This is a genomic window from Streptomyces sp. NPDC037401, assembly GCF_055602345.1.
Window position 1 is genome coordinate 101168 of the sequence record NZ_JBVJWO010000006.1, and the last position, 26520, is coordinate 127687.

At 73.1% G+C, this 26520-nt stretch carries 19 protein-coding genes; 4 read left to right on the forward strand and 15 right to left on the reverse strand.

Going from position 1 to position 26520, the window contains the following annotated elements; all coding sequences use genetic code 11:
* Window positions 1-555, forward strand: coding sequence for a hypothetical protein (locus tag ACZ7H1_RS07530; protein WP_470784560.1), 555 nt, complete (start codon window positions 1-3; stop codon window positions 553-555).
* On the opposite strand, the gene ACZ7H1_RS07535 is transcribed toward ACZ7H1_RS07530, so the two are convergent.
* The 4 genes from ACZ7H1_RS07535 to ACZ7H1_RS07550 all read right to left on the reverse strand — a co-directional run bounded on the left by ACZ7H1_RS07535 (window position 548) and on the right by ACZ7H1_RS07550 (window position 7661).
* The gene (locus tag ACZ7H1_RS07535; RefSeq protein WP_470784562.1) at window positions 548-1627 is read right to left on the reverse strand and encodes an LLM class flavin-dependent oxidoreductase; all 1080 of its coding nucleotides are present in this window, start codon (window positions 1625-1627) and stop codon (window positions 548-550) included. The two genes, ACZ7H1_RS07530 and ACZ7H1_RS07535, sit on opposite strands and share 8 nt — an antisense overlap.
* Before the next feature lie 203 nt (window positions 1628-1830).
* Window positions 1831-2583 carry a DUF6193 family natural product biosynthesis protein gene (locus ACZ7H1_RS07540; RefSeq protein WP_470784564.1) on the reverse strand — a complete coding sequence of 251 codons (753 nt, stop codon included), beginning with the start codon at window positions 2581-2583 and terminating at the stop codon, window positions 1831-1833.
* An 85-nt stretch (window positions 2584-2668) separates the two neighbouring features.
* Entirely contained in the window at window positions 2669-6865 is a 4197-nt protein-coding gene (locus ACZ7H1_RS07545) for a polymorphic toxin type 27 domain-containing protein (protein WP_470784566.1), read from the reverse strand.
* A 475-nt stretch (window positions 6866-7340) separates the two neighbouring features.
* Window positions 7341-7661 carry a hypothetical protein gene (locus tag ACZ7H1_RS07550; protein WP_470784568.1) on the reverse strand — a complete coding sequence of 107 codons (321 nt, stop codon included), beginning with the start codon at window positions 7659-7661 and terminating at the stop codon, window positions 7341-7343.
* A 608-nt stretch (window positions 7662-8269) separates the two neighbouring features.
* Here ACZ7H1_RS07550 and ACZ7H1_RS07555 point away from each other — a divergent pair.
* Complete coding sequence (locus tag ACZ7H1_RS07555; RefSeq protein WP_470784570.1) at window positions 8270-9346, forward strand: serine hydrolase domain-containing protein; 1077 nt, start codon at window positions 8270-8272, stop codon at window positions 9344-9346.
* 30 nt (window positions 9347-9376) lie between these two features.
* Here the strand turns inward: ACZ7H1_RS07555 and ACZ7H1_RS07560 are convergent, their stop codons facing one another.
* From ACZ7H1_RS07560 to pgfA, 8 genes are all read right to left on the reverse strand, one after another.
* Entirely contained in the window at window positions 9377-9583 is a 207-nt protein-coding gene (locus ACZ7H1_RS07560; RefSeq protein ID WP_470784572.1) for a Trm112 family protein, read from the reverse strand.
* Entirely contained in the window at window positions 9580-10491 is a 912-nt protein-coding gene (locus tag ACZ7H1_RS07565; protein ID WP_470784574.1) for a DMT family transporter, read from the reverse strand. The genes ACZ7H1_RS07560 and ACZ7H1_RS07565 overlap by 4 nt, the downstream gene beginning before the upstream one ends.
* A gap of 3 nt (window positions 10492-10494) precedes the next feature.
* Window positions 10495-11274: a class I SAM-dependent methyltransferase gene (locus tag ACZ7H1_RS07570; RefSeq protein WP_470784575.1), complete on the reverse strand. Its 780-nt coding sequence runs from the start codon at window positions 11272-11274 to the stop codon at window positions 10495-10497.
* Window positions 11271-12794: a condensation protein gene (locus ACZ7H1_RS07575; protein ID WP_470784576.1), complete on the reverse strand. Its 1524-nt coding sequence runs from the start codon at window positions 12792-12794 to the stop codon at window positions 11271-11273. The genes ACZ7H1_RS07570 and ACZ7H1_RS07575 overlap by 4 nt, the downstream gene beginning before the upstream one ends.
* On the reverse strand, window positions 12791-17098 hold the full coding sequence (locus ACZ7H1_RS07580) for an alpha-(1->3)-arabinofuranosyltransferase domain-containing protein (protein WP_470784577.1): 4308 nt from the start codon (window positions 17096-17098) through the stop codon (window positions 12791-12793). Before ACZ7H1_RS07580 ends, ACZ7H1_RS07575 begins: the two co-directional genes overlap by 4 nt.
* Window positions 17099-17120: 22 nt before the next feature.
* On the reverse strand, window positions 17121-17870 hold the full coding sequence (locus ACZ7H1_RS07585) for a class I SAM-dependent methyltransferase (RefSeq protein ID WP_470784579.1): 750 nt from the start codon (window positions 17868-17870) through the stop codon (window positions 17121-17123).
* Window positions 17863-19074, reverse strand: a complete 1212-nt coding sequence (locus tag ACZ7H1_RS07590; RefSeq protein WP_470784581.1) for a glycosyltransferase family 4 protein — start codon at window positions 19072-19074, stop codon at window positions 17863-17865. The genes ACZ7H1_RS07585 and ACZ7H1_RS07590 overlap by 8 nt, the downstream gene beginning before the upstream one ends.
* A 200-nt stretch (window positions 19075-19274) precedes the next feature.
* Window positions 19275-20285 (reverse strand): cell envelope lipid trafficking protein PgfA, encoded by a 1011-nt coding sequence (pgfA, locus tag ACZ7H1_RS07595; protein WP_470784582.1) that lies wholly within the window; start codon window positions 20283-20285, stop codon window positions 19275-19277.
* A gap of 238 nt (window positions 20286-20523) precedes the next feature.
* Here pgfA and ACZ7H1_RS07600 point away from each other — a divergent pair, with 238 nt between their 5' ends.
* Window positions 20524-20688 carry a hypothetical protein gene (locus ACZ7H1_RS07600; protein ID WP_470784584.1) on the forward strand — a complete coding sequence of 55 codons (165 nt, stop codon included), beginning with the start codon at window positions 20524-20526 and terminating at the stop codon, window positions 20686-20688.
* A gap of 106 nt (window positions 20689-20794) precedes the next feature.
* The gene (locus tag ACZ7H1_RS07605) at window positions 20795-21982 is read left to right on the forward strand and encodes a PucR family transcriptional regulator (RefSeq protein ID WP_470784586.1); all 1188 of its coding nucleotides are present in this window, start codon (window positions 20795-20797) and stop codon (window positions 21980-21982) included.
* 24 nt (window positions 21983-22006) lie between these two features.
* On the opposite strand, the gene ACZ7H1_RS07610 is transcribed toward ACZ7H1_RS07605, so the two are convergent.
* The 3 genes from ACZ7H1_RS07610 to ACZ7H1_RS07620 all read right to left on the reverse strand — a co-directional run bounded on the left by ACZ7H1_RS07610 (window position 22007) and on the right by ACZ7H1_RS07620 (window position 26181).
* Window positions 22007-22747 (reverse strand): class I SAM-dependent methyltransferase, encoded by a 741-nt coding sequence (locus ACZ7H1_RS07610; RefSeq protein WP_470784588.1) that lies wholly within the window; start codon window positions 22745-22747, stop codon window positions 22007-22009.
* Window positions 22748-22866: 119 nt separating this feature from the next.
* Window positions 22867-24936: a phosphocholine-specific phospholipase C gene (locus ACZ7H1_RS07615; RefSeq protein WP_470784589.1), complete on the reverse strand. Its 2070-nt coding sequence runs from the start codon at window positions 24934-24936 to the stop codon at window positions 22867-22869.
* Between the two features lie 141 nt (window positions 24937-25077).
* Window positions 25078-26181 (reverse strand): TolB family protein, encoded by a 1104-nt coding sequence (locus ACZ7H1_RS07620; protein WP_470784591.1) that lies wholly within the window; start codon window positions 26179-26181, stop codon window positions 25078-25080.
* Window positions 26182-26520 lie beyond the last annotated feature (339 nt).

Below are 26520 nucleotides of genomic sequence, written 5' to 3' on the forward strand. Positions count from 1 at the left end.
GTGGCGCCGTTGTCGGTGCCCCGCGAGCGCGTGGCCGAGGCGGCACGAAAGCAGATGCGCAGACTGGTCGTCGAGACGGGGCTGGCCAAGTACGCCGAGGTCAAAGGTGCCCTGGACACCCTGGACCAGGGCGGGGCCGCTCCGGAGCGGGACCAGGGCGCGCCGTTGGCCTTGCGGCTGCGCAAAGTGATCGTCCAGGCGAACGCCCACCGGGACGACCACCGCAGATGGGCCGCGGAGAGGATGGCAGAAGCCGTATGGGGCTCGCCGTACGAGTCAGCGTCCGCCGTCGCGAGCACACGCAGCCACCTGAGCATCACCTGGCGCGCCGACCTGCTCGCCGACCTCGGCAACCCACCGGTACCCCCGGTACCCGATGACCGCCTCTGGGCCGCCCTGCGCAACCCCGACATCGACGCCGGGTGGTACGCAGCCAACTACCCCCAGGACCCGGACCGACAGCGACACTCGCAGGATCCAGGGCGAGGGAATGACCCTGGTGTTCTTGTGGGGGTGCAGGTCAACGACGTGCGGCACGCGGGTCACGTCAGGTGAGGAGTTTCGCGAGCAGGGCCATCTCGGTGGGCGGGTCGATCACCGGCTGGACGAGGAGTTCGTCGACGCCGGCCTGTTCCAGGGTGGTGATACGGGCGAGGAGCTCGTCGCGGGTGCCGACCAGGGCCAGGGCGTTCATCAGCGAGGGCAGAACCAGGTCCCGGTCCTGCGGTGAGATGCGTCCGAGGTAGTTGGGGTAGAGCTTGGTGTGCCGGTCCGGCGCGGTGGCCGTAGTGCCGCGCCGGTCGAGGAGCCGCCGCACCGCCTCGCGTTCCTCGGGGCGGAGCTGCTCGGCGAAGGCGGGTGCGCCGGCGGCTGTGTCGGCGACGAAGGCCAGCAGCGACAGGACGAGGTGGCCCGTCGCGTCCCGGGCCGCGTCGCCGTGGGGGTCCTCGCCCTCGTCGAGCAGGTGGAGCGAGGTGACCACGTAGGAGTCCGCCCGGGAGTCCGTGTGGGAGTCGGGGGCGCGGGTTGTGCCCTGGGCGGCGTGGCGGCGGGTGTCGTGCAGCGCGTGCCAGGCGGTGGGGTCCAGCAGGCCGAAGGAGATGAGGCCGGTGCCGCGGCGGCCGGCGACGGCGGCGGCCTTCGGTCCGAGGAGCGCGGCCACGACGAACTCGATCGGGTCGTCGGTGTTCACGTGCGCCCCGGCGTGCAGGAACCGGATCTCCCGGACCCGGTCACCTTCGCGGTACTCGGTCGACCGTCCGGCGCACAGGTCCTGCAGTGCGACGGTGAAGTCCTCCAGCCTGGCCGCCGTGGTCGGCCGCATCCCCAGGGTGCGCCGGGCGGTGTTTCCGGTGCCGACTCCGCAGATGATCCGGCCCGGTGCCAGGGCGTTGAGGCTGGCGAGCCCGCTCGCGGTGGCCGGGGCCGAGCGCAACGCCGGTGAGGTCACGCCGATGCCGAGCCTGATGCGGCTGGTGGCCTTCGCACACAGGCCCAAAGCCACGAAGGGGTCGCCGTGGACCATGGGGGTGTCGTTGACCCAGAAGCTGTGCAAGCCCAACTCCTCGGCCCGCACGGCGAGGTCCTCCACACCGGGTTGCGGGGCGACAACGACGCCTGCACGCACCAGAACCTCCAAGGTGTGAGGATCGACTCGAACCCGCTCAGCATGGCAGGTCCCGGCGCGGGTCCGTTGCGGAGTCGCGTGATCGTCGTCACCGCCGACGCGCTGCACACCCAGCGCGAGCACGTCCGCCGGGGGTGCCCTGCCGTCCCGCGAAGAAGCCGGGGGCGGCAGGTCGGGTGATCCGGCGAGGTCGAACGCCGGGCTCAGCAGGCCTCTTCGGAGGAACTGCGCCCGTCTCCCGTGCCCGGCAGCAGCCGGACGAGGGCGTCGACGGCCTCTTCGACGGTGGTCGCGAGCAGGTGCGCGGAGGCGGGTTCCTGCCGGCTGCCGACGAGCCATCCGTGCCGGCCGTCCGGTGTGGCCCGGGGGAAGTGGTGGGGGTGGGGCGGGAGGGGGGTGTCACTGAAGGCGAGGGAGGCGTGGGAGACGATCGGGTAGAGGGCGCGCAGGCGGGGGGACGCGTAGGCCGCCTCGACGAGGTCCTTGTCGATCGTGTGCTCGGGCAGTGAGCGGGCTTCCTGCCAGCGGTAGGAGAGGGCGCGGCCCTGTTCGAGTGCGAGGGCGAAGGGCGCGATGGTGAGGAAGGGCCACCGGCTGCCCATCTCGTCGAGCGGCAGCTGCCGGTGCCAGGCGTCCAGCAGGGCGACGGTGTCCTGGAGCGTGGGGGCGTCGACCGTGGCGGCGTTGCCGATCCAGGGCTTGGTGAAGCGGACCCTGACGGCGTACCGGTGGCGTTCGAACTCGACGACGCAGACTCCGCGGTCGCTCTCCACGGCGACGGAGAGCGGGTCCTGCGAGGCGTCCCAGTTGCCCCAGGGCCGGGTCGGGGCGAGGGTGACGCCCTGGGCGGCGGCGATGCGGCCGAGGCCGGCGAGGGGGTCGCCGGCGTCCGGCGCGAGTTCCGGGTAGGTACGGGGGTCCAGTGCGGCGTGAGGGGCGGCGGGCTCGGGGTGCATGGTTCTTCCGTGGTCGTCCGGTGGGGAGGGTGGTGCCGACTGCCGGGGCAGCCCGGTCAGGCTGCCCCGGCAGGGGGTGTCGCGTCTACTTCTCGATGCTGAAGGTCTCCCTCCAGTCAAAGGCCGGAGGGGTCTCCAGCTTCTTTCCGTTCCAGTACCAGTCGATGTCCTTCAGGTCGCGTACCTCGTCCAGTACGGAGGCCTTGACGACGGTCGCCAGCTCCCAGGCGGTCTGGTTCCCCGGCTGCCGGACCACCTCCGGCTTGTTGTAGGTCCTGCCCCGCGCCACGGTGTACCGGAGGGCCTCCTCGGCCGTCTCGAACGCCGATCCGTCGGCCTTCGTCAGGTTGTCCAGCGAGAAGGTGAGCTTGACGCTCGACTTCTTCGCTGCCTCTTCGACCGCGACCATCCACAGCTGCTTGTTCTTGTCTGCCGTGCTCGTGTGGCCCCACACACCGCCGTTCAGCGTGAAGTAGTCCTTGCCGGTCTGCTCCTTGAGCGCCTTGGCCAGGACGTCGCCGCTGTCGGGTCCGTTGACGCCCAGCACCAGTTGGTCGCCGTCGTTGAGGAGGCAGCCCTCCGTCTTGGGGTCGGCGGCCGGAACCGCCATGACGCCGGCCGGCACGGCGTACGTACGCCGGTCGTTGACGGACAGGCCGGAGGCGGCCCGAGCCGGCTTCCACTGGTGGACCTTGGCGGTCCGGGCGGAGCCGGTCCAGACGGCCGGCGCGGCGAACGACACCGCGGAGGCGCGCTGGGCGCTCGACTTCTTGCCTCCCGAGCCGCCCGCCAGGCAGGTGGCGGCCGACTTGATGCGGTCCAGCGCCTGCTCGTACTTCTTGAGGTTCTTGCGCGCGTCCGCGACCTTGTCGAGGAAGGAGTTGATGCCGGCGATGGCCTTCGCGATCTTCGGGATCTTGCTGGCGATCTTGAGTGCCTTGACCGGGCCGAGGTTCTGGACGATGGCCCACAGGCAGGTGCCGATGTCCGGGTCGTCGATGCAGGCCTTGATGTCCTCCAGGAAGAGCTCGACGAGGATCTCCCCGCCGTTCTCCAGCAGGTAGTCGATCAGGTCCTTCTCGGCGAGGTCCTGCATCTCCTTGAACTGCTCGGGCGACAGGCCGGCCTCCGCGAGGGCCTTCTTCACCTGCTCGTCGACGGCGGGGTCGCCCTGCCGGGGCTTTCCGGCCTCCTCGCGCTCCTTGCGCTGCTGCTCCCGCTGGTACTCCTCCGCCCGCTTGGCGGCGGCGTCGGCCTCGCCGGCGTACTGCCGGGCGTTGGCAGCCGCGGCCTCCGCGGACTTGGCGTGCTGCTCGGCCGAGTCGGCGAGCTTGGCCGCGTCGGCGGCGTCCCTCTCCGCCTGGGCGGCGGCGGCCTGGGCCGTGCTCGCCTCCCGCTCCGCGTGGGAAGCCGAGGCGTTCGCGGCCGCGGCGTGGTTCTCCGCCTCGGCGGCCGCGCCACGGGCGCGCTGCGCCTCGCCCTCGGCCGCGGTGGCGGCGTTGCGGGCTGCCACCGCGTCCGCGAACGCGGCGTTCGCGGCCTGGCGGGCCTGCTTGGCATCGGCCTGGGCCTGGGCGTCCGCCTGCAGGGCGCGCCCGGCGGCCGCACGGGCCTTGGCGCCGTCCTGTGCCGCCTGGGCGGCCGAGTTCATGGCGGCGGCCGAGGAGCGTGCGGCGGCGGCCGAGGAGCGGGCCGCTGCCGCGGCCTCCTTGAAGGCCGGGGCCACCTGGGCGTTGGCGCTCTTCGCGGCCGCCTCGGCGGCTTCCGCCGCCTTCAGGGCCTCTGCCGCCTTGGCCTGCGCCGAGGCGACCTGCTCCTGGCCCGTCTTGATGGCGGCGTTGGCCACCGCGAGCGCGAAGTCCGCGTCGACGTCCGTACCGGCGAACGGCGCGACCAGCGCGATGGCGTTGTTCGCCGGGTCGGCGATGCCGGCCGCGGTCGAGCGGGCCGCGGAGGCGGCCTGGACCGCCGCGACGGCCTGGAGCTGCGCCATGGCCGACTCGCGGACGGCGCCGTCGGCCTCGTCGCGAGTACGGCCGGCGGCCTGGAAGGCCAGGTTGGCGTGGACGGCGGCGAGACCGGCGAGGCGGGAGGCCTCGTGGGCGGCGATGCCGGCCCGGCCTTCCTGGGCGGTGGCCTCGGCGGCCTTGGTGAGGGCGCGGTGGGCGGCAGCGCGCGTCAGCGCGGCCTCGCGCTCGGCCTTGTTCGCCGCGGCGTTGGCCGCGTGGGCCGCGGCCTCCGCCTTGTTGGCGGCGGCGTTGGCGCGGGCGGCGTGTGCCGTCGCCTCGTTGGCCGCCGCCCGCGCGCGGGCGGCGGCGCCGGAGGCCTCGATGGCCGCGGCGCGCGAACGCTGCGCCGCGCCGGAGGAGGCGTCGGCGGCACTGCGGGAGGCCCCGGCTGCCGCGCCGGAGGCGTTCGCGTCCGAGCGAGCCTGGTTGGCGGCCTGGCGGGCCAACCCTTCCTCGGAGGTGCCCCTGACCGCGGCGGCGAGCGCCTCGGTGGCCTTGGCGCGGGCCTCGTCGGCCTTGTGCTGCCGCTCCGCCTCGAAAGCGGCATTGCGGGCGTTGCGGGCCTTGGTCTCCTCGCCACGGGCGTTGCTCGCCGCGCGGGAGGCGTTGCCTTCCTGGGTGGCGGCGCGGGCGCGCATCTCGGACGCGGTGGCCGCGGCGGCCTGCGCCTCGGCCCGCATGGCGGATGCGGTACGGGCCTCCGCGTCGGCGCGGGCGCGCGCCGAGGCGGCGATCTCCTTCTCGCGTTCGGCGCGTGCGCGGGCGGCGGCTGCCAGGGCGCGCTCGCGCTCGGCGATCGCTCGCTGCTCCGCGGCGATCTTCGCCTGCCGCTCGGCCTCGATACGGGCGTCGCGGGTCTTCTTCGCGTGCTCCCAGGCCGCCTTCTCGGCCTGCTCGGCCTCGATGCGGGCCTGCCGGGCCTTGGCCGCTGCGTCAGCCGCGATCTTGGCCTGCTTGTCGGCCTGGCGGGCGAGTTCGGCGGCGGCCTTGGCGTGCTCGGCGGCATTCGCACGCCAGGCCTTGGCCTGCTTCTCGTGCAGCTCGGCGCGGTTCGCCGCGTTGAGGCCGGCCGCGTCGGCGGCGGTGGCGTCGACCGCGTGCTTGGCGGTCTCCGCGGCGCGGGCCGCGGCGTCGGAGGCCGCGGCGATGCCGGCGGCGACCTCGGCCCACTGGACCCCGTGGGTCAGGCCGGTCTCGACGAGGACGTCGGCCTGCACCTTCGCCTGCCCCGCCGCCACCTGGGCCTGCTTGGCCGCGGTCTCGGCGAAGCCGACCTGGAGGGCGACGGTCTTCTTCACCTGGGAGTAGTCCGACAGGCGCTTGCCCGCCCGGTCCGCCGCCAGCAGCCGGTCGGCGTCGCGCGAGGCGGCGGCCGCGAGGCTCATGGCGTTGGAGGCGTTCTTGAGGGCGCGGACCGCGTCCCCGTGCGCGGCGATCAGCTTGGTACGGGCCTCGGCCGCGCGGGCGGAGTTCTCCGCGAGCTTGCGCAGCCGGTCCGCCGCCTCCGCGGCCTCCTTCTGCGCCTTCTCGTGCGCGGCCCGGTCGTCGGCGTCCTGCTGTGCGGCGACCAGGTAGCCCTTCGCCAGGAACTCGGCGATCGCCTTGTCGTCGCCGGTGGCCAGCGCCGCCTGAGCGGCGCGCTTCACCTCCGGCCCGCCCATCGCCGCGAGCATCTCCACGCGCTTGCGGTTCTCGGCCGCGCGCTGCTGCTCGTTCTGCTCGGCGGCCTTGTCGCGCTGCCGGGCGATGTCCGCACCGAAGGCCAGGAAGTCCGCGCGGTCCTGCGCGGTGCCGACGAGAACGCGCTCGACCTCGGCGTTGAAGTGCGGGCCGCCGGTGCCCCGCAGGGCCTCGACGGTGCGCCGGTTCTCGACGTCGGCGGCGTTCCGCTTGTCCTTCGCCCGCTGGCGCGCCTCGGCCTCGCCACGCTCCAGGAACTCCCGGACGGCGTTCGGGTCGGTGCTCTCCAGGGCCTTGCGGGCGGCCTCGCGCACCTCCTCTTCCTCGTCGAACTCCGCGTAGTCCTGCACGAGTTGCCGGTCGCGCTCATCGCTGATCCGGTCCAGTTCGGACCGGGCGGGCGCGGGCGGGACGGCGGCAGCGGCCCGGGCCCGGGCGATCGCGGCGTTCCCGCGCTGGACGAGCTCCAGGGCCCGCGAGTCGAGGACCGCGGCGTCGGGCCGCTCGGCAGCAGTGGCGGAGGCCTGTCCTATCAGGCCCGTGAGCAGCGCCACGGCCATCGCCGTGGACACCGCCCTGGCGGCGGTACGCACGCGGCCGGGCCGCCGCCTTCCGGCCCCTGGCCGGAATATCTCATTCATTGATAAGTCCCCCTGAAAAATGACATGTCGATTGAAACGGGTGGAGGAAAGAGCGGGCCAAGACGCCGGGCGCCCGCCCCTCTCGGGGTGGGAACCGGCTGTCGTCACCCGCTGCTGTCAGGGCCCGGAAGGACGGAGAGTCCGGCCGACGGGCCCTTCGGCGATGACCCCTGAGGCGCGGTCAGCTCCTGGAGCGCGTCTCGCCGTGCTGTGCCTGGCGCAGGATCTCCTGCCAGAAGGCGGCAGCCGCTGCGGCTGCCAGGCCGCGTCCGACTCTCGGGCGTGTCCGGCCACGGCCGGCCAGGCGCGTTCCGCCCCGGCGTGGGCCGCTGCGGCGCCGGATGCGCCGCGCAGCGCCCCCTCGGCCGTGATCGCGGCCTCGAGCAGAAGGGTCAGGGTCCGGTGGGCTGGGCGGTCCGCGCGCCCGTCACGGTGCGAGGGGAGGCGTGATCTCCCAGGCCGGGTAGGCGTGGAGAAGGTCGCGCCACTCGACGTATCTCCCGTCCTCGTGGTCGCTCAGCAGCATCGCGTCCGCCGTCGGGTCCAGTCGCACCACGGCGGCGGCGTCGACGCGCTGGGGCTCGGTGGTGCCGAGGCCCACCGCGCGCGCCTCCTTGTGCGGAGGTGCCGGCACGGCGAACGCCGCGGTCTCGGCGCTCACCGCGAGGACGGCGGCCGTGGCGGTGGTTCCGACGGCGGCACGACGGACGGCGCGACGGTCGGCCGTTGTCTGATTTCCTCTTCGCACGATGGTGTGGATCCCCCGTAGTGATGTTCCAGAGAGAGATCCGGCGCACGGCGAACCGGCCCGCCCGCGTGACGCGAGGTCGCGGAAGACGGGCGCGGGAACGCGCAGCAGAGTGACGACTCCCCCTGTGGTGGGTTCCCCGGAACCCACTGAATAACTGTGCGTGCGACGAGTTGCCACCGGTGACACCCCGCCACAACAAGGTGGTTGGTCAAGCCACCTACACGCACTTTATCAAGACGAAGGAGGAAAGAGGGGGCGATTTCAAGACACTCGATCTTGGCTGACTGCTCTGAGCAGCCACCTGTGGCCCGACGGATCGGTGTCCGTGATCGCGGGCACGAGTCGCGGCAGCATTGCCTGCCGGCGCGAGCCTGGCCTCAGTTCGCACCCTGCCCGCAGGCAGCGACGGGCACCTCGCCGATCCCGTGCCCGCTTTCGGCGGGCCGGCGGGCGTGGGCGCCGTCTCGGTCCGGATCCGACCGCTGCGACTCGGGTCGCTAGCCTCTTTCGTATCGGCCGCGGTCCTTCTCAAGTCGCACGGTGGCGGCCGGGAATCATCATCCGGGCGCTGTCAGCGGGTGATCGCACGCCCGCATGATTCAGGCATGGACAAGGCTCGGGAACTCGGCGCTCTCGCCCAGAAGACCGCGGACCGGCTCGCGCAGCGGCACGTCGGCGTCGTGGTCGCCGCCGTCGCGGACGGGCACGTGGGGTTCGCGGGAGCGGGCACCACCGGCGGGACCGGCGGCGGGACACCGGGGGCGGACACGCTGTTCGAGATCGGCTCGGTGACCAAGACGTTCACCGCGCTGGCCCTCGCGCGGATGGCGGTCGCCGGGACGGTCGACCTCGACGAGCCGCTGGCCCGTCCCCTCCCCGACGGCACGGCCGTACCGTCGCGGGGCGGGCAGGAGATCACCCTGAAGCACCTGGCCACCCACACCTCCGGTCTGCCACGGCTGCCCAAGGGCATGCTGCTCCGGTCCCTGCTGCACCCCCGCACCCCGGATCCCTACGCCGACTGCACCGCCGACGTGCTGCTGTCCGGGCTGGCCCGCACCCGACTCGGCGCTCCCCCGGGCCGGCGGGTCCACTACTCCAACCTCGGCGCCGGACTCCTCGGACTGGCCCTCGCCCGCCGCGCCGGCACCACCTACGAACAGCTGATCACCACTCAGGTGTGCGCCCCGCTCGGCATGTCCGACACCCTGGTGGCAGCGCCCACCGAGCGGCCCGGCCGGCTCGCCCGTGGACACGACGGCAGGCACCGGCCCACCCCGCCGTGGAACCTGGCCGACCTCGCCGGAGCGGGTGGCCTGTGGTCGACCGCGACCGACCTGGCAACGTACGTACGGGCCCAACTGGACGGCGCAGGCCCCGCCGAACTCGCGCAGGCGATCCGGCTCAGCCGCGAGGTCGAGCACCGCCAGAGCCGCTTCGCCTGGATGCACCTCGGCTGGACGGCCCACCGCCTCCACCCCGGACAGGGCGCCCACCTGCAGATCTGGCACAACGGAGGCACCGGGGGCTTCTCCTCCTTCGTGGGATTCGACCCCGAGACCGGCGCGGCCGCGATCGTCCTGAGCAACACGCAGCGCCCCGTCGACGCCCCTGCCTTCGAACTGCTGCGCACACTCCAGAACGAGGCTCCCCCTCGTGAGGCTGCGCCCGGAACGGCCTGAGGGACCGCGTTCCACGGGCGACCCCGGAGCTCATGCGTCGTGTTCGTCCCCCACGGCGGGTTCCTCCGCGAGGGCGGGTATGCCGGAGGAGGGGAGCAGCTGCGGGATGCCGTCGACGATCGGGTAGCTGCGGCGCAGGCGCGGGTTGTAGAGGGCGCTTCCCGTCTCGTCGAGGATCAGCGGGCCCTTGTCGAGCGGACAGGCGAGGATCTTCAGCAGCGGGTTGTCGGGGTTCATGGCCGGGTTCCTTCGGGAGAGGTGTGGTCTGCTTCGTGTCGCGGGAGGGTGAGGAGGACCGTCAGGGCCAGGGCGGTGCCGCCGAGGCGCAGGAGCAGTCGCAGGGGGTCGTCGGGGAGGGGCTCGTCGAAGGCGATGGTGCCGGTCACCACGGCGTAGATGCAGGCGACTGTCGAACAGACCGGGACGATGAGCGACGCTCTGCAGCGTTGCAGGGCGGTCTGTGACAGGACGAGTCCGCTGACCCCCGTCAGGAGCAGGAGGTAGGGGTACGGGGTGGCGAGCAGGGCGGGGGCGGAGCCCAGGAGGTCTCCGGTGTCCAGGCGGCCCGAGACGCCTTTGATGGCGAGGGAGCTGACTCCGTAGATCAGCCCGACGGCGGCGGCGTAGGCGACTCCGCTGCTGGGCTGGCGGTGGCGGCGGCGGGCGCGCTGTTCGGCGGCCGCGTAGAGGGCGAGGCCGGCGGCCAGGCTCGGTATGCACAGGGCCAGCAGGATGCCGGTGGGTGCCGTGCGGCTGATGTTCTCTGTGGTTCCGTAGAGGGAGGAGACCACCATCACCAGGGCCAGCAGGATGACGGCCACCGCGCGCCGTTCGCGGCCTGAGGGGCGCTCGCCGAGGAAGACGGAGGAGAGCACCAGCAGCAGGACCAGCCCGGAGAGGAACAGCCCCTGGGCGGCTGCCATGGGCAGGGTGCGGTAAACGGCCAGCTGGGCCGCAAAACCGAGGCCCAGGGCCGCGGCCCCGCAGATCCACAGGGGCCGGCCGGCGAGCAGGAGGAGCGCCCGGCCGGGCTCGGTGATGCGCAGGGGCGGCATGCCGGCCAGGGCGCGCTTCTCCAGGACGAAGCCGGTGCTGTACAGGACGTTCGCGACCAGTGCGGCGGCCACACCCCAACCCCACACCACGGGCTACGCCTTCCTCGCGTGGACGAGGAGGATGGAGGAGAGGGAGGGCAGGGCGCAGGCCAGGCGGTCCAGCGGGCGGAGCGGGCGCGGTACGCCGTGGAAGGGCGCGCCGGCGAGGGCGACGACCTCGAACCCGGACGCGGCGACGAACTCGCGCAGCGCGCGTGCCGTGTACAGCCGCAGGTGGCCCACGACCTCGCTCCCCGGTCTGCCGTGGATGCCGCGCAGGCTCACCTCGGAGAACACCGGCTGGACCCCGGCGAGCAGCAGGGCACGGTTGTACCAGGCGGCGAGGTTGGGGGTGGAGAGCATGAGGTGCCCGCCGGGCTTGAGCACCCGGTGGAGTTCGTCGAGGGCGCTGTCGGGGTCGACGAGGTGCTCGATGACCTCGCTGAACAGCACGGCGTCGGCGCTGGCGGAGGCGAACGGCAGCCCGTTGCCGGTCAGTTCGCCGCGGACGACCTGGCTCAGGCGCGGGGCCGCGCGGCGCAGGGCGTCCTGCGACCAGTCGATGCCCACGATGCGGTGCCCGCCCAGGACGCGGGCGGCGGTCGCTCCGGCGGAGCCGTCGCCGCAGCCCACGTCGAGTACGGTCGCGGCGGGGCGGCCGGGTCCCACGGGGCCGAGGGCGGCGGCCAGCATGCGGGCCTGGCGCAGGGTGCGGGCTTCGCCCGAGGCGACGGGTACGGCGGGGTTCTCGTAGAACTCGCGCAGGCCGGGGACGCGGCGGCCGGGTGGAGTCACCGCCTCCGCAGACGGCTTCCGGGAGGTGGAGGGGGTCATGACGGCCTTTCGTGGTGGTTCCGGGTGGCGCGGGCGCCGTCGGTGGGCGGCTGCTCGGCCGGGGTTCCCTGGCTTCCCGGGTTTCCCGGGGTGAGGGAGACCGCGGCCAGCGATTGCCCGAAGAGGGTGGCCAGTCGGGCGCCGGCCGCGTCGCCGAGGAGCGCCCGCGACCAGCGCAGGCTCACGTGCAGCCGCCCGTCGGTGGAGGCGGCGGCGACGCTGAGGCCGCGGGGCATCCGCGCGGGTGCGGAGAACCACACGGCCGTGGCCCGGCCCGCGCCGCCGAAGTCCAGGGCGTACGGCACGCGTCCGATGTTGGTGACGAGCGCCGTGGAGGTCCAGGGTGCGGTCGCCCGCCGTGCGCCGCGGGTGAGGGCGCCCCGGATGCCGACGGGAAGCAGGGGTGCGGTCAGCAGCCCCGTACCGGCGCCCAGGGGTGAGCCTTGGGTGGAGGTGAGGGCGCGGGTGCGCAGGGCGGTGGTGCGCAGCAGCCGCTCCACGGCCGCCGGGTCGGGGTGCTCGCCGAGCAGGAGGTCCGTGTCGCGCGGGTCTTCGGCGGTCATGGCCACCTCGACGAGGCGGGTGCCGTTGCCCATCGGCATCTCCGTGCCGCGGGGGCGGTCGTCCACGGGCATGGTGAGCCGTACGGGGCCGGCGGGGCGGCCGTGCTCGGCGTTCCAGCGGCCCGCCATCAGGGCGACGGCGACCAGCAGTTGGTCGTTGACGGTCCACGGCGGCGGGTGTCCGGCCGGTGCCGCGCGCGGCGGGACGGGCAGGTCCGCCTGGAGCATGCCGTTGCCCGCCGCGCGGGCCCGTACGGGCCCGGGGCGGGAGTCGGCTGCGAGGCGTACCGGGCGGGTGCGTACGGTACGGCCGGTGCCGCGGGCCCCGCTGGGGGCCGCACCGTCGGTGCGGTCCGGGCCTGCGGGGCGGGGGCGCCCGGGGACGGGGAGGGCGGCCGTGCCCGCGTACCGTTCGGCGGTCGTGGCAAGGATCCGCAGCCCCGACGGGGCGTCGAGGGCGGTGTGGTGCAGGGTCAGCAGCAGTACGGTCCCGGCGGCGGGACCGGCGGCCCCGGCGCCGGTTGCCCCTGCCGCTTCCTCCGCTGCTTCGGCTGCCTCTACGACGTCCAGGCGCATCGGCGGCGACTGGGTGAGCGAGGGGCAGTCCGCGAGGGCCCGGGCCCTGGCCTGGGCCAGGGCGCCGGGTCCGCGTCCCGCGAAGTGCACCGGTTCGCCGTCCGGTTCGCCGGTCAGCTCCCAGGCGAGGATCAGCCGGTGCCCGCGGCCGGGCACCTCCCGCATCAGCGCCCTGGGGTGCGTCTGCAGGGCCTCCCGGAACGCGGCGCGCAGGCGCGCCGGGTCCAGCCGTCCGGGCAGGTGGACCTCGATGTGCACGCTCTCCGGCTCGTCGGCGCTGAGGCAGTGAAGCGACACCTCGTCGACGGTCGGAAAGGGGATCCGGACCCCGCCGGGAGGGGTTGTGGAACCCCTCCCGGCGGTGGTCCACGGTGCCGTCACGTAGAGGCCCCGCCGTCCGGCTTGCGGAGGGACGGCCCGGGCAGGTCCCCGTCACCGTCGCCGACCGGTCCGGCGCCGACCGGTCCGGCGTTGACCACCGGTCCGGCATCCGGCTCCGCGGAACCGCCGTCCTCGTCCCGTCCGGCTGCACCGGACTGCTCGCCGGCGCGGTCCTGCGGCGTGGCCGCGGTGACCAGCGCGGCCGACAGGGCCACCAGCGCGAGCACCTGGGCGAGGCCGCTGTACGCGCCTTCCCCGGCGGCGACCGGTTCCCCGGCGCCGAGGGCCGCGACCACACCGGCCGCTGCCATCGCGGCGGCCGCGGTCGGCACCAGCACGGCCGGCCGGAACCGGGCCGCCACGGCGAGTGCGGGCACGATCAGGGCCAGCGGCCCGGCGGCCACCGCGACGACCGCGGTCAGGACCAGCGTGCCGAGGATCACCCCCGGGGCCGCCGGCTGCGGCTGCGGCTGCGCGTCCTCGGTGACGCCGGCTGCACGCCGGCGGCCGACGAAGGCCAGGCCGATGAGGGCGACGAGGGCGAGCGCGCCGCCGATCAGGGCGGCCCGGTAGGTCCCGGAGGGCTCGAACTCCATGGTGACCGTGCCGGAGGCACCGGCCGGGACCACCCAGGCCTGCTGCCAGCCGTCGAGGCGCACCGACTGGAGCTCCTTGCCGTCGAGGGTGGCCTTCCAGCCGTCGTTGGCGTTCTCGTAGGTCCGCAGGTACGCAGCCCCGCCGGAGCCCGCCGACACCTCGACGGTCCGCTCGTCGTCGGCCCAGCTGCGGACGGTGGCCTCGCGGCCGGCCGTTCCCTCCAGGGCCTGCGGGGTGCCGCGGGTCAGCGTCACGTCGGTGATCGCCAGCGGGCCGGCGTCACCGGCCTCCACCTCGTGGTCGCCGGCCGGCAGCTCCAGGGTGCCGTCGGCCTCCTCCCCCGCGCAGAGGGAGACGGTGACGGGGCGGCGCTCGGTGAGGTCCCGGACGAGTCCGGAGGCCTTCGTCTTGTGCAGGGTCCCGCCGACGGCGAGGTCGGGGCCCTCGCCGCAGGCCAGCTCGAAGCGGGCGGAAGCCGCCGGGCGCGGCACCCGCAGGTCGGCCAGGGCGGGGACGTGCACCTCGCTCAGCCCGACGGGCAGCTGCACCTGCGCGTTGGCCACCGGGTTGTGGACGGTGAGCGGGGCGACCCGGCTGATGGTGATGTCGAGCCGGTTCGTCTCGATGGCCGGGAAGCTGACCCGTCCGTTCAGGTCCACGTCGGCGATCGCGGCGCCGTGCGGAGAGGTGATCATCACCTGCTCGGGCCGGGTGGATACCCCGCCCGCCGCCACGAGGATGACCTCGTCGATCTTCTTCATCCCGGTCCAGGAGAGGTGGACGACCGGCTTGTCGCCCGCGATCCAGGCGGTCGTCAGATCGCCGTCGACCAGGTTGCGGGCACCGAGGGACGTACCGCTGCGGCTGGTGGAGTCCACGGTGGCCGTGATCCGGTCCTTCTTGCCGGGGGCCGCACGGTCCAGCAGGGCGTCCAGGGCGCTTCCGGGCACGGCGGCGGCCTTCGCCGTCACCGCGTACTCGCCCGCGTCCTTGGTGGTGAACTGCCGGCGCAGTCCCGCCTCGGCCGAGGCGGGCGACAGGCCGCCCGCGTCGGTGCCGCGGTGGACGGAGTACACGCTCGCCGGGGCGTCGGTGCGCTGTCCGTCAGCGGGCAGCACCAGCATGCGCGTGACCTGCACGCCGGGGATCTTCACCTCGGAGAATCCGGCGCCGGACAGGCCCGGGCGGGCCTGCTGGGCCGTCAGGATGGTGATCTTCATCCAGGAGGCCTCGCCGGCGGGGGCCTTGACGGTCTGCGGCTGGCCGTTGGTCTTCAGCGGGCTGTCCGCGGAGCCGCGGTCGGTCTCGATCCGCACCTGCGTGGGCGCCGCGCGCATGGCGTCGCCCGGCAGGGGCGCGAGCTGGATCGAGTCGGGGACCTCGGTGGGCCGCTCGAACTCGACCTTGAGCCACTGTCCGGCCGGATCGCCGGGGCTGCCCTCGGCCCACGCGGTGCCGGGGTCGCCGTCGAAGGCGTTGACCGGGTCGAACTGCGGCAGGTGGAAAAGCCAGTTGCCGCTGCTGGACGCCGTCACGGTACGGGCGCCGCGCAGCACCGCCGTCGTCTGGTGCTCGCTGCCCTCCCTCGGCAGGATCTGCTTGGGCTGCTCGCCCGGGTTCTGCAGGCTGCCGGAGTGGTTGCGCTCCTTCGCGGTGTACGTGTACGAGGTGTTGTTGTTGACCAGGCCGAACCGGGTGTCGGCGCGGCGCAGTCCGTCCGCGACCACCTTCACCGGTGCGGTGAGGCCCTTGGGCAGTCCGTCCCCGGCCAGTACGGCGGGCCGGTCGGCCATCGAGGGGTCGGCGGACAGCTGGAGCAGCGACTCGGGTCCGCCGCTGACCACGGCCGTGTCGGCCACGGCCGAGACTCCGACCCGGCCGGGCCGCGCGGAGCGGGCCTGCGGCTCGTAGATCTCCACGGCCTGGAGGCGCGGGTAGAGCGCCTGCACCTGGAGCGGGGTGTCGGCGGCGATGCGGCCGCCGGTCACCAGCGGGCCGAAGCCGGTCACCTTGCGGTAGCCGGAGGATTCCAGGGTCCGCTTGACGGTCTGCGGGGGGACCCAGCCGATCTGGTCGGGGTCGAGGTCGTTGCGGACGACGACCTCGTGCATGCCGGCGCGGGCCAGGTAGGCCTGGAGGCCGGGGACCTCGGTGCCGGACAGCAGGGCCTGTTCGACGGCATCCGTCATGCGGCGGGCGCCGGGGGTGCCGAAGGGGACGAAGTCCCGCTGCGCCCAGGGGGTGTCGGCCAGCACGTCGAAGGGCTGGTCGATGGGGGAACCCCAGGTGTAGATGCCGTGCGCGGTGGCGGGTACGACCAGCGCGCGGCTCTGCGGGGCGTTGTCCTTGAGCCAGTCGGCGGCCTGCGCCCAGTGGGAGGGCAGCTTGCTGAACGCGCCGGGCTGGAGGATGGCGCCGGTGGCGTACGGGAGCGCCAGGCCGGGGACGACCAGGACCGCGGCGGCCGCGGGCACCCAGCGGGATGCGCGCAGGGCGTGCGTACCCCTGCTGAGGGACAGGACGGCGGTCAGGTGGGCCAGGCCGAGGGTGAGCGCGAGCGCCAGTCCCGGCTGGAACTTGTAGATGTTGCGGAAGGGCTTGAGCGGCCCGTTCAGCCAGTCCTGGACGATCCCGTGGAAGGGGGCGCCGAACGCGCCGGCGTACCCGGCGAGGGTGATCAGGACGACGGCCAGGACGGTCAGCAGCAGCCAGCGGCGCTCCGGCAGGTCCCGCCGGGCCAGGCCGGCCAGGCCGAGGGCCGCGGCGAAGGCCGAGCCGAGGACGGCGAGGACGGAGGTGGCGACGGTCCAGCCGGCGGGCAGCCAGGCCTCGCCGAAGTTGAGGTACGCCACCCAGTTGCCGGCGCCGCGCAGCAGCTCGGTCGCGGACATGGTGGCGGTGGTGGTGTCGGCCTGCTCGACGTACGGCATGAAGTTCTCGCCGTGGAGGCCGAGGAGGAGCAGCGGTACGACCCACCACACGGTGGCGAGGAAGACGCCGGGGATCCACCAGGCCAGCAGGGCGCGGCGGCGCGGGCCGGCCGGGCGGCTGAGCAGGTAGAGGCCCACGGGCAGCAGCGCGGCCAGGGTCGAGGCCGCGTTGACCCCGCCCATGAAGGGAATGAGCAGCGCGGAACGCGCGGCGGCGATCCGGGGGCTGAGGGCCGCGGACGTGAGCGGCAGCAGCACCCAGGGCAGCAGGGCGCCGGGCAGTGCGGCGGCGGAGGTGGATCCGACGACGATGGTGAAGGTGGGCCACAGGGCGTAGACCACGGCCGCGAGGACGCGGGACGCGGGGCTGCCGACGCCGAGCCGCTCGGCGAGCCGGAGGGCTCCCCAGAAGGCGGCGGTCACGATGGCGGACAGCCAGAGCCGCTCGGCCAGCCAGACCGGGACCTGGATCAGGTCCATGAAGGCGTAGTAGGGGAGGGCCGGGAAGGCGTAGCCGACGTACTGGTTGGCTATGCCGCCGAGGCCCACGTTGCCGTTCCACAGCGAACCGAGGTCGCCGAGGAAGCGCCAGGGGTCGAGGGCGACGCCGAGTTTGGTCTCGAACGTCATCTTCCCCGGGGACACCGCTACGAAGGCCGCCAGCACGACGGCCCAGAAGCCGAACAGCAGGCGTCTTCCGCGCGGCTCGCCGGACGCCTCCGACGGCGTCGGGCCGGGCTGCGGCGCCCGGGTGGGCGCCTGGACCGCAGTGGTCATGACCGTTCCTCGCTTCGCATGTTCATGGGCTTCGCCTGAGAATCAGCAGCAGATTCCAGGTGGCGATCTCGCGGAGTCCCGGCACCCGGGTGATCGTGCTCGCGAAGAACGGCCAGTAACGCGATCGGGCCGTGACGACCTGGACGTCGTCGCGGCCGCGGACGTGCCGCAGGGTGGGACCGATGTGGACGGCGAAGAGGTTCTCGCCGAGGGTGTGCTTCGCCTCGTGGCCGGTGCGCCGTTTGTAGCGCGCGCGGGCCCGGTCGGCACCGAGGTAGTGCCAGGGCGCGGTCTCGTGGCCTCCCCAGGGGGAGAGCCAGTTGGTAAACGACAGGTAGATCAGTCCGCCGGGGCGGGTGACCCGCGCCATCTCGCTGATGAACGTCTGCGGGTCCGAGACGTGCTCCAGTACGTTGGACGAGAAGCACACGTCCGCCGCTCCGTCGGCAAGCGGCAGCAGGTATCCGTCCGCGAGCACCGCGTCCTCGGGGGGACGGCCGCGGGCATTCAACTCCCGCAGGTCGGGCTCGAAGAGGTAGCTCTGCGCGCCGCGGCGGCGGAACTCCTCGGTGAAGTGGCCGCTGCCGCCGCCGATGTCGACGACGATCTTGCCGGGCAGGTCGATGTGGCGTGCCACCTGTGCGACCGAGTCGCGGGCCAGCAGCGTGTAGCACCGCTCGGGATCGGTGGGTTCGCGCATGAACGCCCGGAAGAGGGCGGCCGACCGCCTCAGCGACGGGTCCTTGAACCCGCGTTCGGTGATCTCAGCCATGACCGCCCTTGCCGCGGCCCGGCACGACGGCGCGGGCCGCGGCCTCGGCGGCGACCGCCTGGAACTGACGGACCGTCTCGCTCCAGCGGAATCGCTCGGCGCGCCGGGCGGCCGCACGTCCCATGGCCGCTCGCCGCTCGCCGCTGAGGGCCAGGGTGCACCACGCGGCGGCGAACGAACTCTCGCCCCGGGCGAGCACACCGGTCTCCCCGTCCACGACGGAGTCGCACAGACCGGGTATGTCGAAGCCGATCGCGGGGGTGGCCCGGGCGGCCGCCTCGGTGACGACCAGCCCCCAGCCCTCGACGAGGGAGGGGTGCAGCAGGAGCCACGCCTCGCACATCAGGCGGTGCTTCTCGGCGTCCGAGACCCGGCCGGCGAAGGTGACGCCGGGACCGGCCATGGCCTCCAGGCGCTGCCGCTCGGGGCCGTCGCCGACGATGACGAGCCGGCCCCCGGTGACCGGGCGGACCCGCTCCCAGAGGCGCAGGAGCAGGTCGATGCGCTTGTACTCCACGAGCCGTCCCACGGCCAGGAACAGCGGTTCCCCGGCCTCGGGAAGCAGCGGGCCGGGTTCTTCGACTCCGTTGTTGACGATGCGGATGCGGTCCGCGGCCACGCCGATGGCGCGCAGCTCGGCGGCGGTCGACTCGGAGACGGCCACCATCAGGTTGTCTCTGTGGGTGCCCGCCAGCGCCCAGTGCTCCAGCCGGCGCCCGAGCCGTGCCGCCGGGCCCGGGTAGCGCATCTGCCAGAGGTCGGTGTGGACGTGGTTGACGAAGCAGAGCGTGGGTCCGCGGTGCCACAGCGGCGCCAGGTACGGCATGCCGTTGCACACCTCGACCAGCAGGTCGCAGTCGCCGACCTCGCGGGCGAAGGTCGACTTGGCGCGCAGGAAGTGACCTGCGTCACCCCCTGCGGAGACCACCCGGTAGTCGCGGGCGGCGGCGGGGCCGCCGCACACGAGGGTGACCTCGTGGCCGCCGGCGGTCAGGCCGTCGGCGATCCGGTCGATGAGCAGTTCCGAGCCCCCCGCGGCCTGGTTGCCCAGGTCGCGGCGGGCGAGGAAGGTGATCCGGTGCGGCAGCGGCGCCGCGGGCTGTACGGGGTGCGGTCCGGCGGTGTGGATGCCGGTGCGGGGCTGGGCGGGGACGAGCAGGGAGTCCTTCTGGCCGGGGGCCAGGGCGGACGCGCGCTGGGGCATAAAGGTGCTCCAACTCGGCGGCTGCGGGAGGCAGGAGGGTCAGGGACGGCCGGGCTTCCGGGGATGAAGCGCTGGGCTGGCTGGGTGTGCGGGTGGTGCGCGTGCCGGCTGTGCCGGAAGTGCTTCGGTGCAGGTAGGGGGACGGTTTCGCCAGGTAACACTGGCCTTACCGAGGGGTAACGTCAGTGTTCGGTTCGCGGTTAGTTCCGGCTACTCACACTGGTGATAATTTCCAGGCCTTCACCGGGGGCGTTTTCATCACTCTGGTGAGTACCGCGGTTGCGGCCCCGGACGAGCAGCACGGTGCCGGCGAGGATCAGCAGGCCTCCTGCAAGGCCTCCCGCCACGGGCGCGGTCTCGCCGAGCAGCTTCAGCAGGCCGCTGCCGTCCTTGGCCAGTTCGACCTGCTCACGGCGGGTCTGCTCGGTGAACTCCAGCTTGTCGCTCGACAGCAGGGTGACCGCGTCCTCCTGCGAACCCGGGGCCCGCAGGGTCTTCGTCGGCGCGAGCACCGCGTTGATGATCCGGCCCGTCGCCGGGTCCGCGGTCAGCTCGATCCGGGCGTTCGAATACCACTCCTCCGCCGCAACCTGACCCGGCTTCGAGCTGCCCACAAGTACGCCGGGCACCAGGCGGCTGCCCGTACGGGTGGGCTTGACGGAGCCGGTGAAGCGGTAGCCCTCGTGGCCCTGGATGCGGGTGACCGCGTCGAACTCCAGCGGCACGGTGGCGCCCAGGCTGCTGTCCCACCAGGAGTAGGTGCGCTTCTCCACGTCGAACGGGAACTTCAGGTAGGCCTCGCCCTCGAAGCGGGGCTTCTCCGCGCAGCAGTGGACGGGCAGGTTGGTCTTGCGGTCGGTCACCCAGCGCTCGGTGGCCCACTGCAGGGACTTGCGCGGGTCGGCCAGCGGCAGGGTCTTCGGGGTGTCGATCTGGGTGGAAACGTCCCAGACCGCGTTTCCGCTGCGCTCACTGGCGGCGACGTCCCCGACCACGCGGCGGGTGATCGTGAGCTTCTGGCCCTCGACCGTGGACACGGAACCCGTGTCGAAGTAGCTGCCCTGGCCCTCGAAGACCGTGGTGGAGAGGGTGTCGGTGGGGGTGCGCTTGGCGCGCGGCTCCACGTACCAGACGAGGAGTTGGGTGAGCACCAGCAAAAAGACACCGGTGCCCAGCAGGATCAGGGACAAGGGCGATATGGGACGACGCATGCGGGTACTCCGATACGGACGCGAGAATGCGGAAGTTCGGGGCGGTGCGGGAACGGCCGCGCGTACGGATCACAACCCGTCCGGGGCGATAAGCGACTTACCCGGTGGTAACACTGCCGTGAACGGCGAAGCTAGGTGGAGCTTGACCACCTGTCAATGCGCCTCGCATACTGACCGGGCCGGACCGGGCCGGCGCGCTGGGTGACTGACCTCATCGACTGAGAGGCCGATCATCCCCATGTCCAGACTGCTCGCCGCCTTCCTGACCTGCGTAGCCGCCGCCGCTCTGGCGACAGGCGCCGCGTTCGGAATCGTCGCCGCCCTCGACGCCACGCCCGAGCACCAGAACGTGCCGCTCGTCACATTCCCCGACCCGCCCGCCGACGGACCGTCCGGCTCCTGAGGCCCCGGGCCGCACTAAGTTGGGCCCGGTCAGGCCGGCCGGCCTGACCCGTGGAGACCGGACATCCAGGAGCAGTGGATTGGAAGCCTCGTCAGCGTGGCGCAACGTGCCACGTGAACGGATCCGGCGGTTCGCCGACCGCGCCCTGGAGGAGATCCCCAAGCTGGCGCAGGACATCCTCGCCGAGATCCGGCGGGAATACCCGGGCCTGGTGTTCATCGTCGACGAGTCCGGGGAGCCGAAGGCGCTGGTGGCGATCCGGCACGCGCTGCAGGTCTTCGTGGAGCAGATGACCGCCGGTTCGGACCGCCCGAGCGCCCTTCCCGAGATGTTCCGGGACTTCGGGCGCGGCGAGGTCGCGCACGGGCGCAGCCTGGACTCCCTGCAGGGGATCTACCGGCTGGGCGTGCGGCTTTCCTGGCGGCGCATGGCGGAGATCGGCCAGGAAGCCGAGATCCCGTCCTCGGCCATGTACGAGCTCGCCGAGTCCGCGTTCGAGTACCTCGACGTGATGGTGGCCCAGTCCGTACGCGGCTACGCCGAGGCCATCGCCCGCCAGGCCGGGGAGCGGCTGCGCCTGCAGCGCCTCCTCGTCGATCTCCTGCTCTCCGAGCACCGCTCGGATCCGTCGGCCGTCCTTGCCGACCGCGCGGCGGACGTGGGCTGGCAGCTGCCCGAGAAGGTCGCCGTGGCCGTGCTGCTCCGCCCCGCCGCGGAGGCGGTCGCGCCTGCCGTGGGCGACGAGGTGCTGGTCGACATGGAGGGCGAGCGGCCGCGCCTGGTCGTACCGGACCCGGATGCCCCGGGACGCGCAGAGCTGCTGCACCGGGCCGTCACCGGCTGGTCCGGGGCGATCGGCCCGTCGGTTCCGGTGGCGGAGGCCGCCACGTCGCTGCGCTGGGCGGAGACCGCCGTCCGCATGATCGAGCAGGGTGTCCTGCCACAGGGGCGGCTCCTGCACTGCGCCGAGCACGTCGAAGCCCTGGTACTGCTGCCCGCGGGCGAGCTGATCGACGACCTGGCGCGGCGGCGGCTGGCGCGGCTGGACGAGGCCGGCGGCCCGGCACACGCCCACCGCCTCGCCGAAACACTGCTGGCCTGGCTGGAAACGCGGGGTGGCGCCCCGGAGGTCGCCGCCCGGCTCGGGGTCCACCCGCAGACCGTGCGCTACCGGCTGAGGCAGCTCCGCGAGCTGTGGGGCGACGACCTGGACGACCCGGACCGCCGCTTCGAACTGGAACTGGTGCTGCGCACCCGGCGACTGCGCGGAGACCTCGCCCCACCGCCCGACTGACCTCGGTACCGCCGCTCGCCTTTGCTACAGGTCGGCGATGACGAGCCGGTAGCCGAGGTCGAGTGTTCCGCGGTTGAGCAGGTCGGCATGGCGTTCGCGCCACACGCCGGAAGACAGGTCGTCGGACAGCCGGGCCAGTCCCGGACGGAGCACTTCCTCGTCCGTCTGGGCGAGCATGGATATGCCGGCACGCACTTTCGGATCGAGGTAGGCCCCGGGCCGGCGCCAGAACGCGGCGCCGAATCCGTCGGTGCAGTCGTGCGGGATCGGGACCGTCTCGACGCGGGCGCCTCCCAGCAGGGCAGTCAGCCGGTCGATCGGGACGGCCCGCGTGTCGTCGAATGCGGCCACCTCCGGCAGGTACTCGTCCACCAGCCAGAACCTGCGGAGGATCGTCTGGTCCCAGGTGAAGATGACGACGCGCCGCCGGGCGATGCGCAGCAGCTCCCCGATACCCGCTTCCAGGTCGGTCCAGTGGTGCACCGTCAGAAGGGCCATCACCGCGTCGGCGGAGTCGTCGGCGAGAGGGATCGATTCTGCGGAAGCCTGCAGGGCACGCGCGGATCCGGCCGGACGCTGGGCGATCATCACCGAGCTGGGTTCAACCGCCAGCACCGTTTCCGGCGGCTCGTAGGAGCCGGTGCCGGCGCCTACGTTGATCACCGTCGCAGCATCGCCGAGCGCCGCGTGGATCCTGGCGGCGATCCGGGGATCCGGTCGTCGGGTCTGACCATAGGTCACACCAATGCCGTCATAAATCGTCACGACGGACAGTATGCCGCCTCGATGCTCAGGCATTTCGGCGCCGTGCAGCCGCCCCGGCCGACCGTCCCGCTCCGCGGAGGGTTCCGGGGAGCGGGACGCGGGTGAGGAGAGTCGTTCCGTCAGGAGGACTGGTCCGTCAGGATGGCCGGGTCGGAGAAGCCGGCCGCGCCGGTTTCGACCTTGCCGGCGAAGCGGCGGCGGAAGTCCGCGGCTTCGGACGCGGTGACCGTCACGTCGTACCAGCGCCGCGTGTTCCTCAGGGGAACGCTGTACGTGACGGTGGCCCCCTTGGCGACCGTGAGGCGCTTCGAGCCGCCGCCGTAGCTGTTGGTGACCGTGAGCGTCGCGGTCGACGTTCCGGCGTTGGTGAGGGTGAGGTCCAGGTTCCCCGTGGCGGCATTGTGGCGGGCGGTGACCTCGGGGCCGGGCGTGGTGCCGGGGTTGCGGAAGCCGCGCAGGAAGCCGTTGGGGCCGTGGACCGTCAGGTCGGTGACGCCCGCGGAGTAGCGGGTGTTCCAGGTGTCCGCGATCGACTTGCCCGCCTCGGTGGTGTAGGTCCACGGGGCGTCGGTGCGGTTGCCGGACGTGACGTAGAACTGCGCGCCCAGGTCCGGGCCGCCGCTGAACGTCAGCCGGAACTTGCCCTCGCCGGTGAGCGCCGCGCCGTCCACGTACGGCGCGTACTTCAGCGCACGGGTGGGGCGCAGGCCCTTCTCCTGGCGCGGCATGGTCGCCACGGCCGGCGGGGTGGCCCGGAAGTCGGGGTGACGCTCGCGGTCCTGCGGCTCGAAGCCGCCGGTGTCGGGCAGCTCGACCGCGCCGGTGTCCTTGCGGGCGAAGTCGAAGGCGGAGGTCAGGTCGCCGCAGACGGCGCGGCGCCAGGGCGAGATGTTGGGCTCCTCCACACCGAAGCGCTGCTCCATGAAGCGGATGACCGAGGTGTGGTCGAAGGTCTCGGAGCAGGAGTAGCCGCCGGTGCTCCACGGCGAGACCACGAGCATCGGGACGCGCGGGCCCAGCCCGTACGGTCCGGCGACGTAGCCGGGCTTGCCGGGGAAGACGTCGAGCGCGGTCGGCGCGGTCGACAGGCCCTGATTGGCGTTCGCGGGGGCGTACGGCGGGACGACGTGGTCGAAGAAGCCGTCGTTCTCGTCGTACGTGATGAACAGGGCCGTGCGGGCCCACACGTCCGGGTTGGAGGTCAGCGCGTCGAGGACCTGCGCGATGTACCAGGCGCCGAAGTTGGCCGGCCAGTTGGAGTGCTCGCTGAAGGCCTCGGGCGCGGCGATCCAGGAGATCTGCGGCAGGGTGCCGGCCGCGACGTCCGCGCGCAGCTGGTCGAAGTAACCCTCGCCCGCCTTGGCATTGGTGCCGGTACGCGCCTTGTCGTAGAGCGGGTTGCCCGGCTGCGCGCCCCGGTAGTTGTTGAAGTAGAGCAGCGAGTTGTCGCCGTAGTTGCCGCGGAAGGCATCGTTGATCCAGCCCCAGGAGCCGGCGGCGTTCAGGCCGTCGCCGATGTCCTGGTAGACCTTCCAGGAGACGCCGGCCGCCTCCAGGCGCTCCGGGTAGGTGGTCCAGCCGTAGCCGAGCTCGGCGTTGTTGAGGACGGGTCCGCCGCCGGTGCCGTCGTTGCCCGTGTAGCCCGACCACAGGTAGTAGCGGTTCGGGTCCGTCGAGCCGATGAACGAGCAGTGGTAGGCGTCGCAGACGGTGAACGCGTCCGCGAGGGCGTAGTGGAACGGGATGTCGTCGCGCGTCAGGTACGCCATGGTGGCCGGGGTCTTGGCGGGCACCCAGTTGTCGTACCTGCCCTTGTTGAACGCGCTCTGACCGCCCGCCCAGTCGTGGTTGAGGCCCTGGAGGTACTCCATGCCGAGGTCGTCCGACGGCGGCCGGAACGGCAGCGTCTCCTTGCCCGCGTTGTCGGCCTGGTGCCAGACCGGCTTGCCGCTGGGCAGGGTGACCGGGCGCGGGTCGCCGAAGCCGCGGACGCCTCGCAGCGCGCCGAAGTAGTGGTCGAAGGAACGGTTCTCCTGCATCAGGACCACGATGTGCTCGACGTCCGCGATGGTCCCCGTCGTCCCCTGCGCGGGGATGGCGGCGGCGCGCGCGATGCTCTCGTTGAGCAGAGTCAGTGCGGTGGCGCCACCGGTGAGCTGGAGAAAACGGCGTCGGTTGAGTTCTGCCATGACGAGAGAGACCCCTGCTTCGGTCGAGGAATGCTTGAGCGCCCCCAGAACAGCCTGCCTGAGATACCGGAGAGGGATTCCGGGGTGACGGCGACGAAGACGCCAGGCGAACGGCAGTCGGATTTCACGGGAGTCCGGTCATCAGAAGAAGCGGCGGAGGAACAGGTCCGACTTGCCGTTGGTGTCGCCGGGCACGATGTCGTCGGCCGTGGACTGGAAGACCACGTCCCGCCCACCGGCGCTGACCGCGTCGGTCCCGGCCGAGGCGGGCCGGGCCGAGACGGTCTCGTCGGTGCCCGTCTGCAGGTCGCGCAGCGCGAGCGACGGTCCGTTCGGGTCGTGCGGGGCGTACAGCAGATGGCGGCCGGTGGGATCGATGGCCACGCCCCGCACGTTCGGCACCAGTTGGGCGGTGCCCGAAGACACGTCGTGGACGTACGTGTCGGAGCCCGAGAGGTAGAGGACCTTGCTGCCGTCGTCGCTGAGCTGGACGAGTGCCGCCGCGGACGGGCCCTCGATCGGGCCGGAGGTGGTGCCGGTGGTGCGGTCCCGCACGAAGACGTCCTGCGCCTTCCCGTCCTGGTAGGCGACACGGCGGCCGTCGCCGCTGATGGAGGGCCGTGACGGCTGGGTGTGGGCGAGGTCGGCGACGGTCTCCTTGGCGCCGGTGCTCGAGTCCTGGACCTCGATGCGCTGGCTGGACGACTGGTACTTGAGGATGGCAAGGGCGGTGTAGCGGCCGTCCGCGCCCAGCGACGGCTGGTTGCAGCTGTAGGCCGAGCAGTCGGCGGAGACCGTCCTTCCCGTGCTCACCTGGTACTGGCGAATGCGCACGTTGTTCATCCACTGCACGGGATAGGCGACGTACTGCCCGTCACCGCTGATGGCCGGGGGCCGGAGCGGGGTCAGGTGCCCCATCCGCTGGTTCTGTCCGGTCTGCTGGTCGCGGACGTACACCCGGTCGCCTCCCGTCGTACCGTCGGGTGTGAGGTTCCCCGCCGACGACGAGAAGACGACGTGGCGGCCGTCGGGCGTGATCGAGGCGCCGGCGGAGTTGTCGTCGGCCTGGGTGCCGTCGGCCGCGACACTGATCCTCTCGACACCGGCTCCGAGGGCACCCGCGACGCCCGCGGGCGCGGCAGAGGCCGCTCCGGGCAGCACCGCCGTGACCGCGCAGACCGCGACCGCCGCACGCAGGGCGGCCCGCACACCTCTGGTGGAGCTCCGGTTCGCGTTTCCCCTCATTTTTCCCCCAGGTAGAACACGGTCTCTCTCCGGTCCCCTACCGGAGGGCCACGGGCATGCAACCGCGTCGGCGCTGTGGGGTCAATGAGGCACATGACCGGGAGGCACGGTTCCGGCCATTCGAGGACGGTCCGCTCCGCAGCCACGTGGTGTGCCCGGCGGCCGGCATCCGCGGTGCCGGCCGGCACCGGCACCGGCGTCGCCCGGCCGGTACCGGCACCGGGGGGGGGGGGGGGGGGGGGGGGGGGGTTGGGGGCGGGGTCTGGGGGGGGGTGGGGGGGGGGGGGATTTTTCAAAGTGTGTGGGGGGGGTTGGGGGGGGGGTTTGGGGATGGCGGAC

Bases quoted from the DNA above. Each gene is read 5' to 3' on its own strand.
- ACZ7H1_RS07540 (WP_470784564.1), bottom strand. From the start codon at position 2,583: ATGCACCCCGAGCCCGCCGCCCCTCACGCCGCACTGGACCCCCGTACC.
- ACZ7H1_RS07555 (WP_470784570.1), top strand. From the start codon at position 8,270: ATGGACAAGGCTCGGGAACTCGGCGCTCTCGCCCAGAAGACCGCGGAC.
- ACZ7H1_RS07560 (WP_470784572.1), bottom strand. From the start codon at position 9,583: ATGAACCCCGACAACCCGCTGCTGAAGATCCTCGCCTGTCCGCTCGAC.
- ACZ7H1_RS07570 (WP_470784575.1), bottom strand. From the start codon at position 11,274: ATGACCCCCTCCACCTCCCGGAAGCCGTCTGCGGAGGCGGTGACTCCA.
- ACZ7H1_RS07580 (WP_470784577.1), bottom strand. From the start codon at position 17,098: ATGACCACTGCGGTCCAGGCGCCCACCCGGGCGCCGCAGCCCGGCCCG.
- ACZ7H1_RS07585 (WP_470784579.1), bottom strand. From the start codon at position 17,870: ATGGCTGAGATCACCGAACGCGGGTTCAAGGACCCGTCGCTGAGGCGG.
- ACZ7H1_RS07590 (WP_470784581.1), bottom strand. From the start codon at position 19,074: ATGCCCCAGCGCGCGTCCGCCCTGGCCCCCGGCCAGAAGGACTCCCTG.
- pgfA (WP_470784582.1), bottom strand. From the start codon at position 20,285: ATGCGTCGTCCCATATCGCCCTTGTCCCTGATCCTGCTGGGCACCGGT.
- ACZ7H1_RS07600 (WP_470784584.1), top strand. From the start codon at position 20,524: ATGTCCAGACTGCTCGCCGCCTTCCTGACCTGCGTAGCCGCCGCCGCT.
- ACZ7H1_RS07615 (WP_470784589.1), bottom strand. From the start codon at position 24,936: ATGGCAGAACTCAACCGACGCCGTTTTCTCCAGCTCACCGGTGGCGCC.
- ACZ7H1_RS07620 (WP_470784591.1), bottom strand. From the start codon at position 26,181: ATGAGGGGAAACGCGAACCGGAGCTCCACCAGAGGTGTGCGGGCCGCC.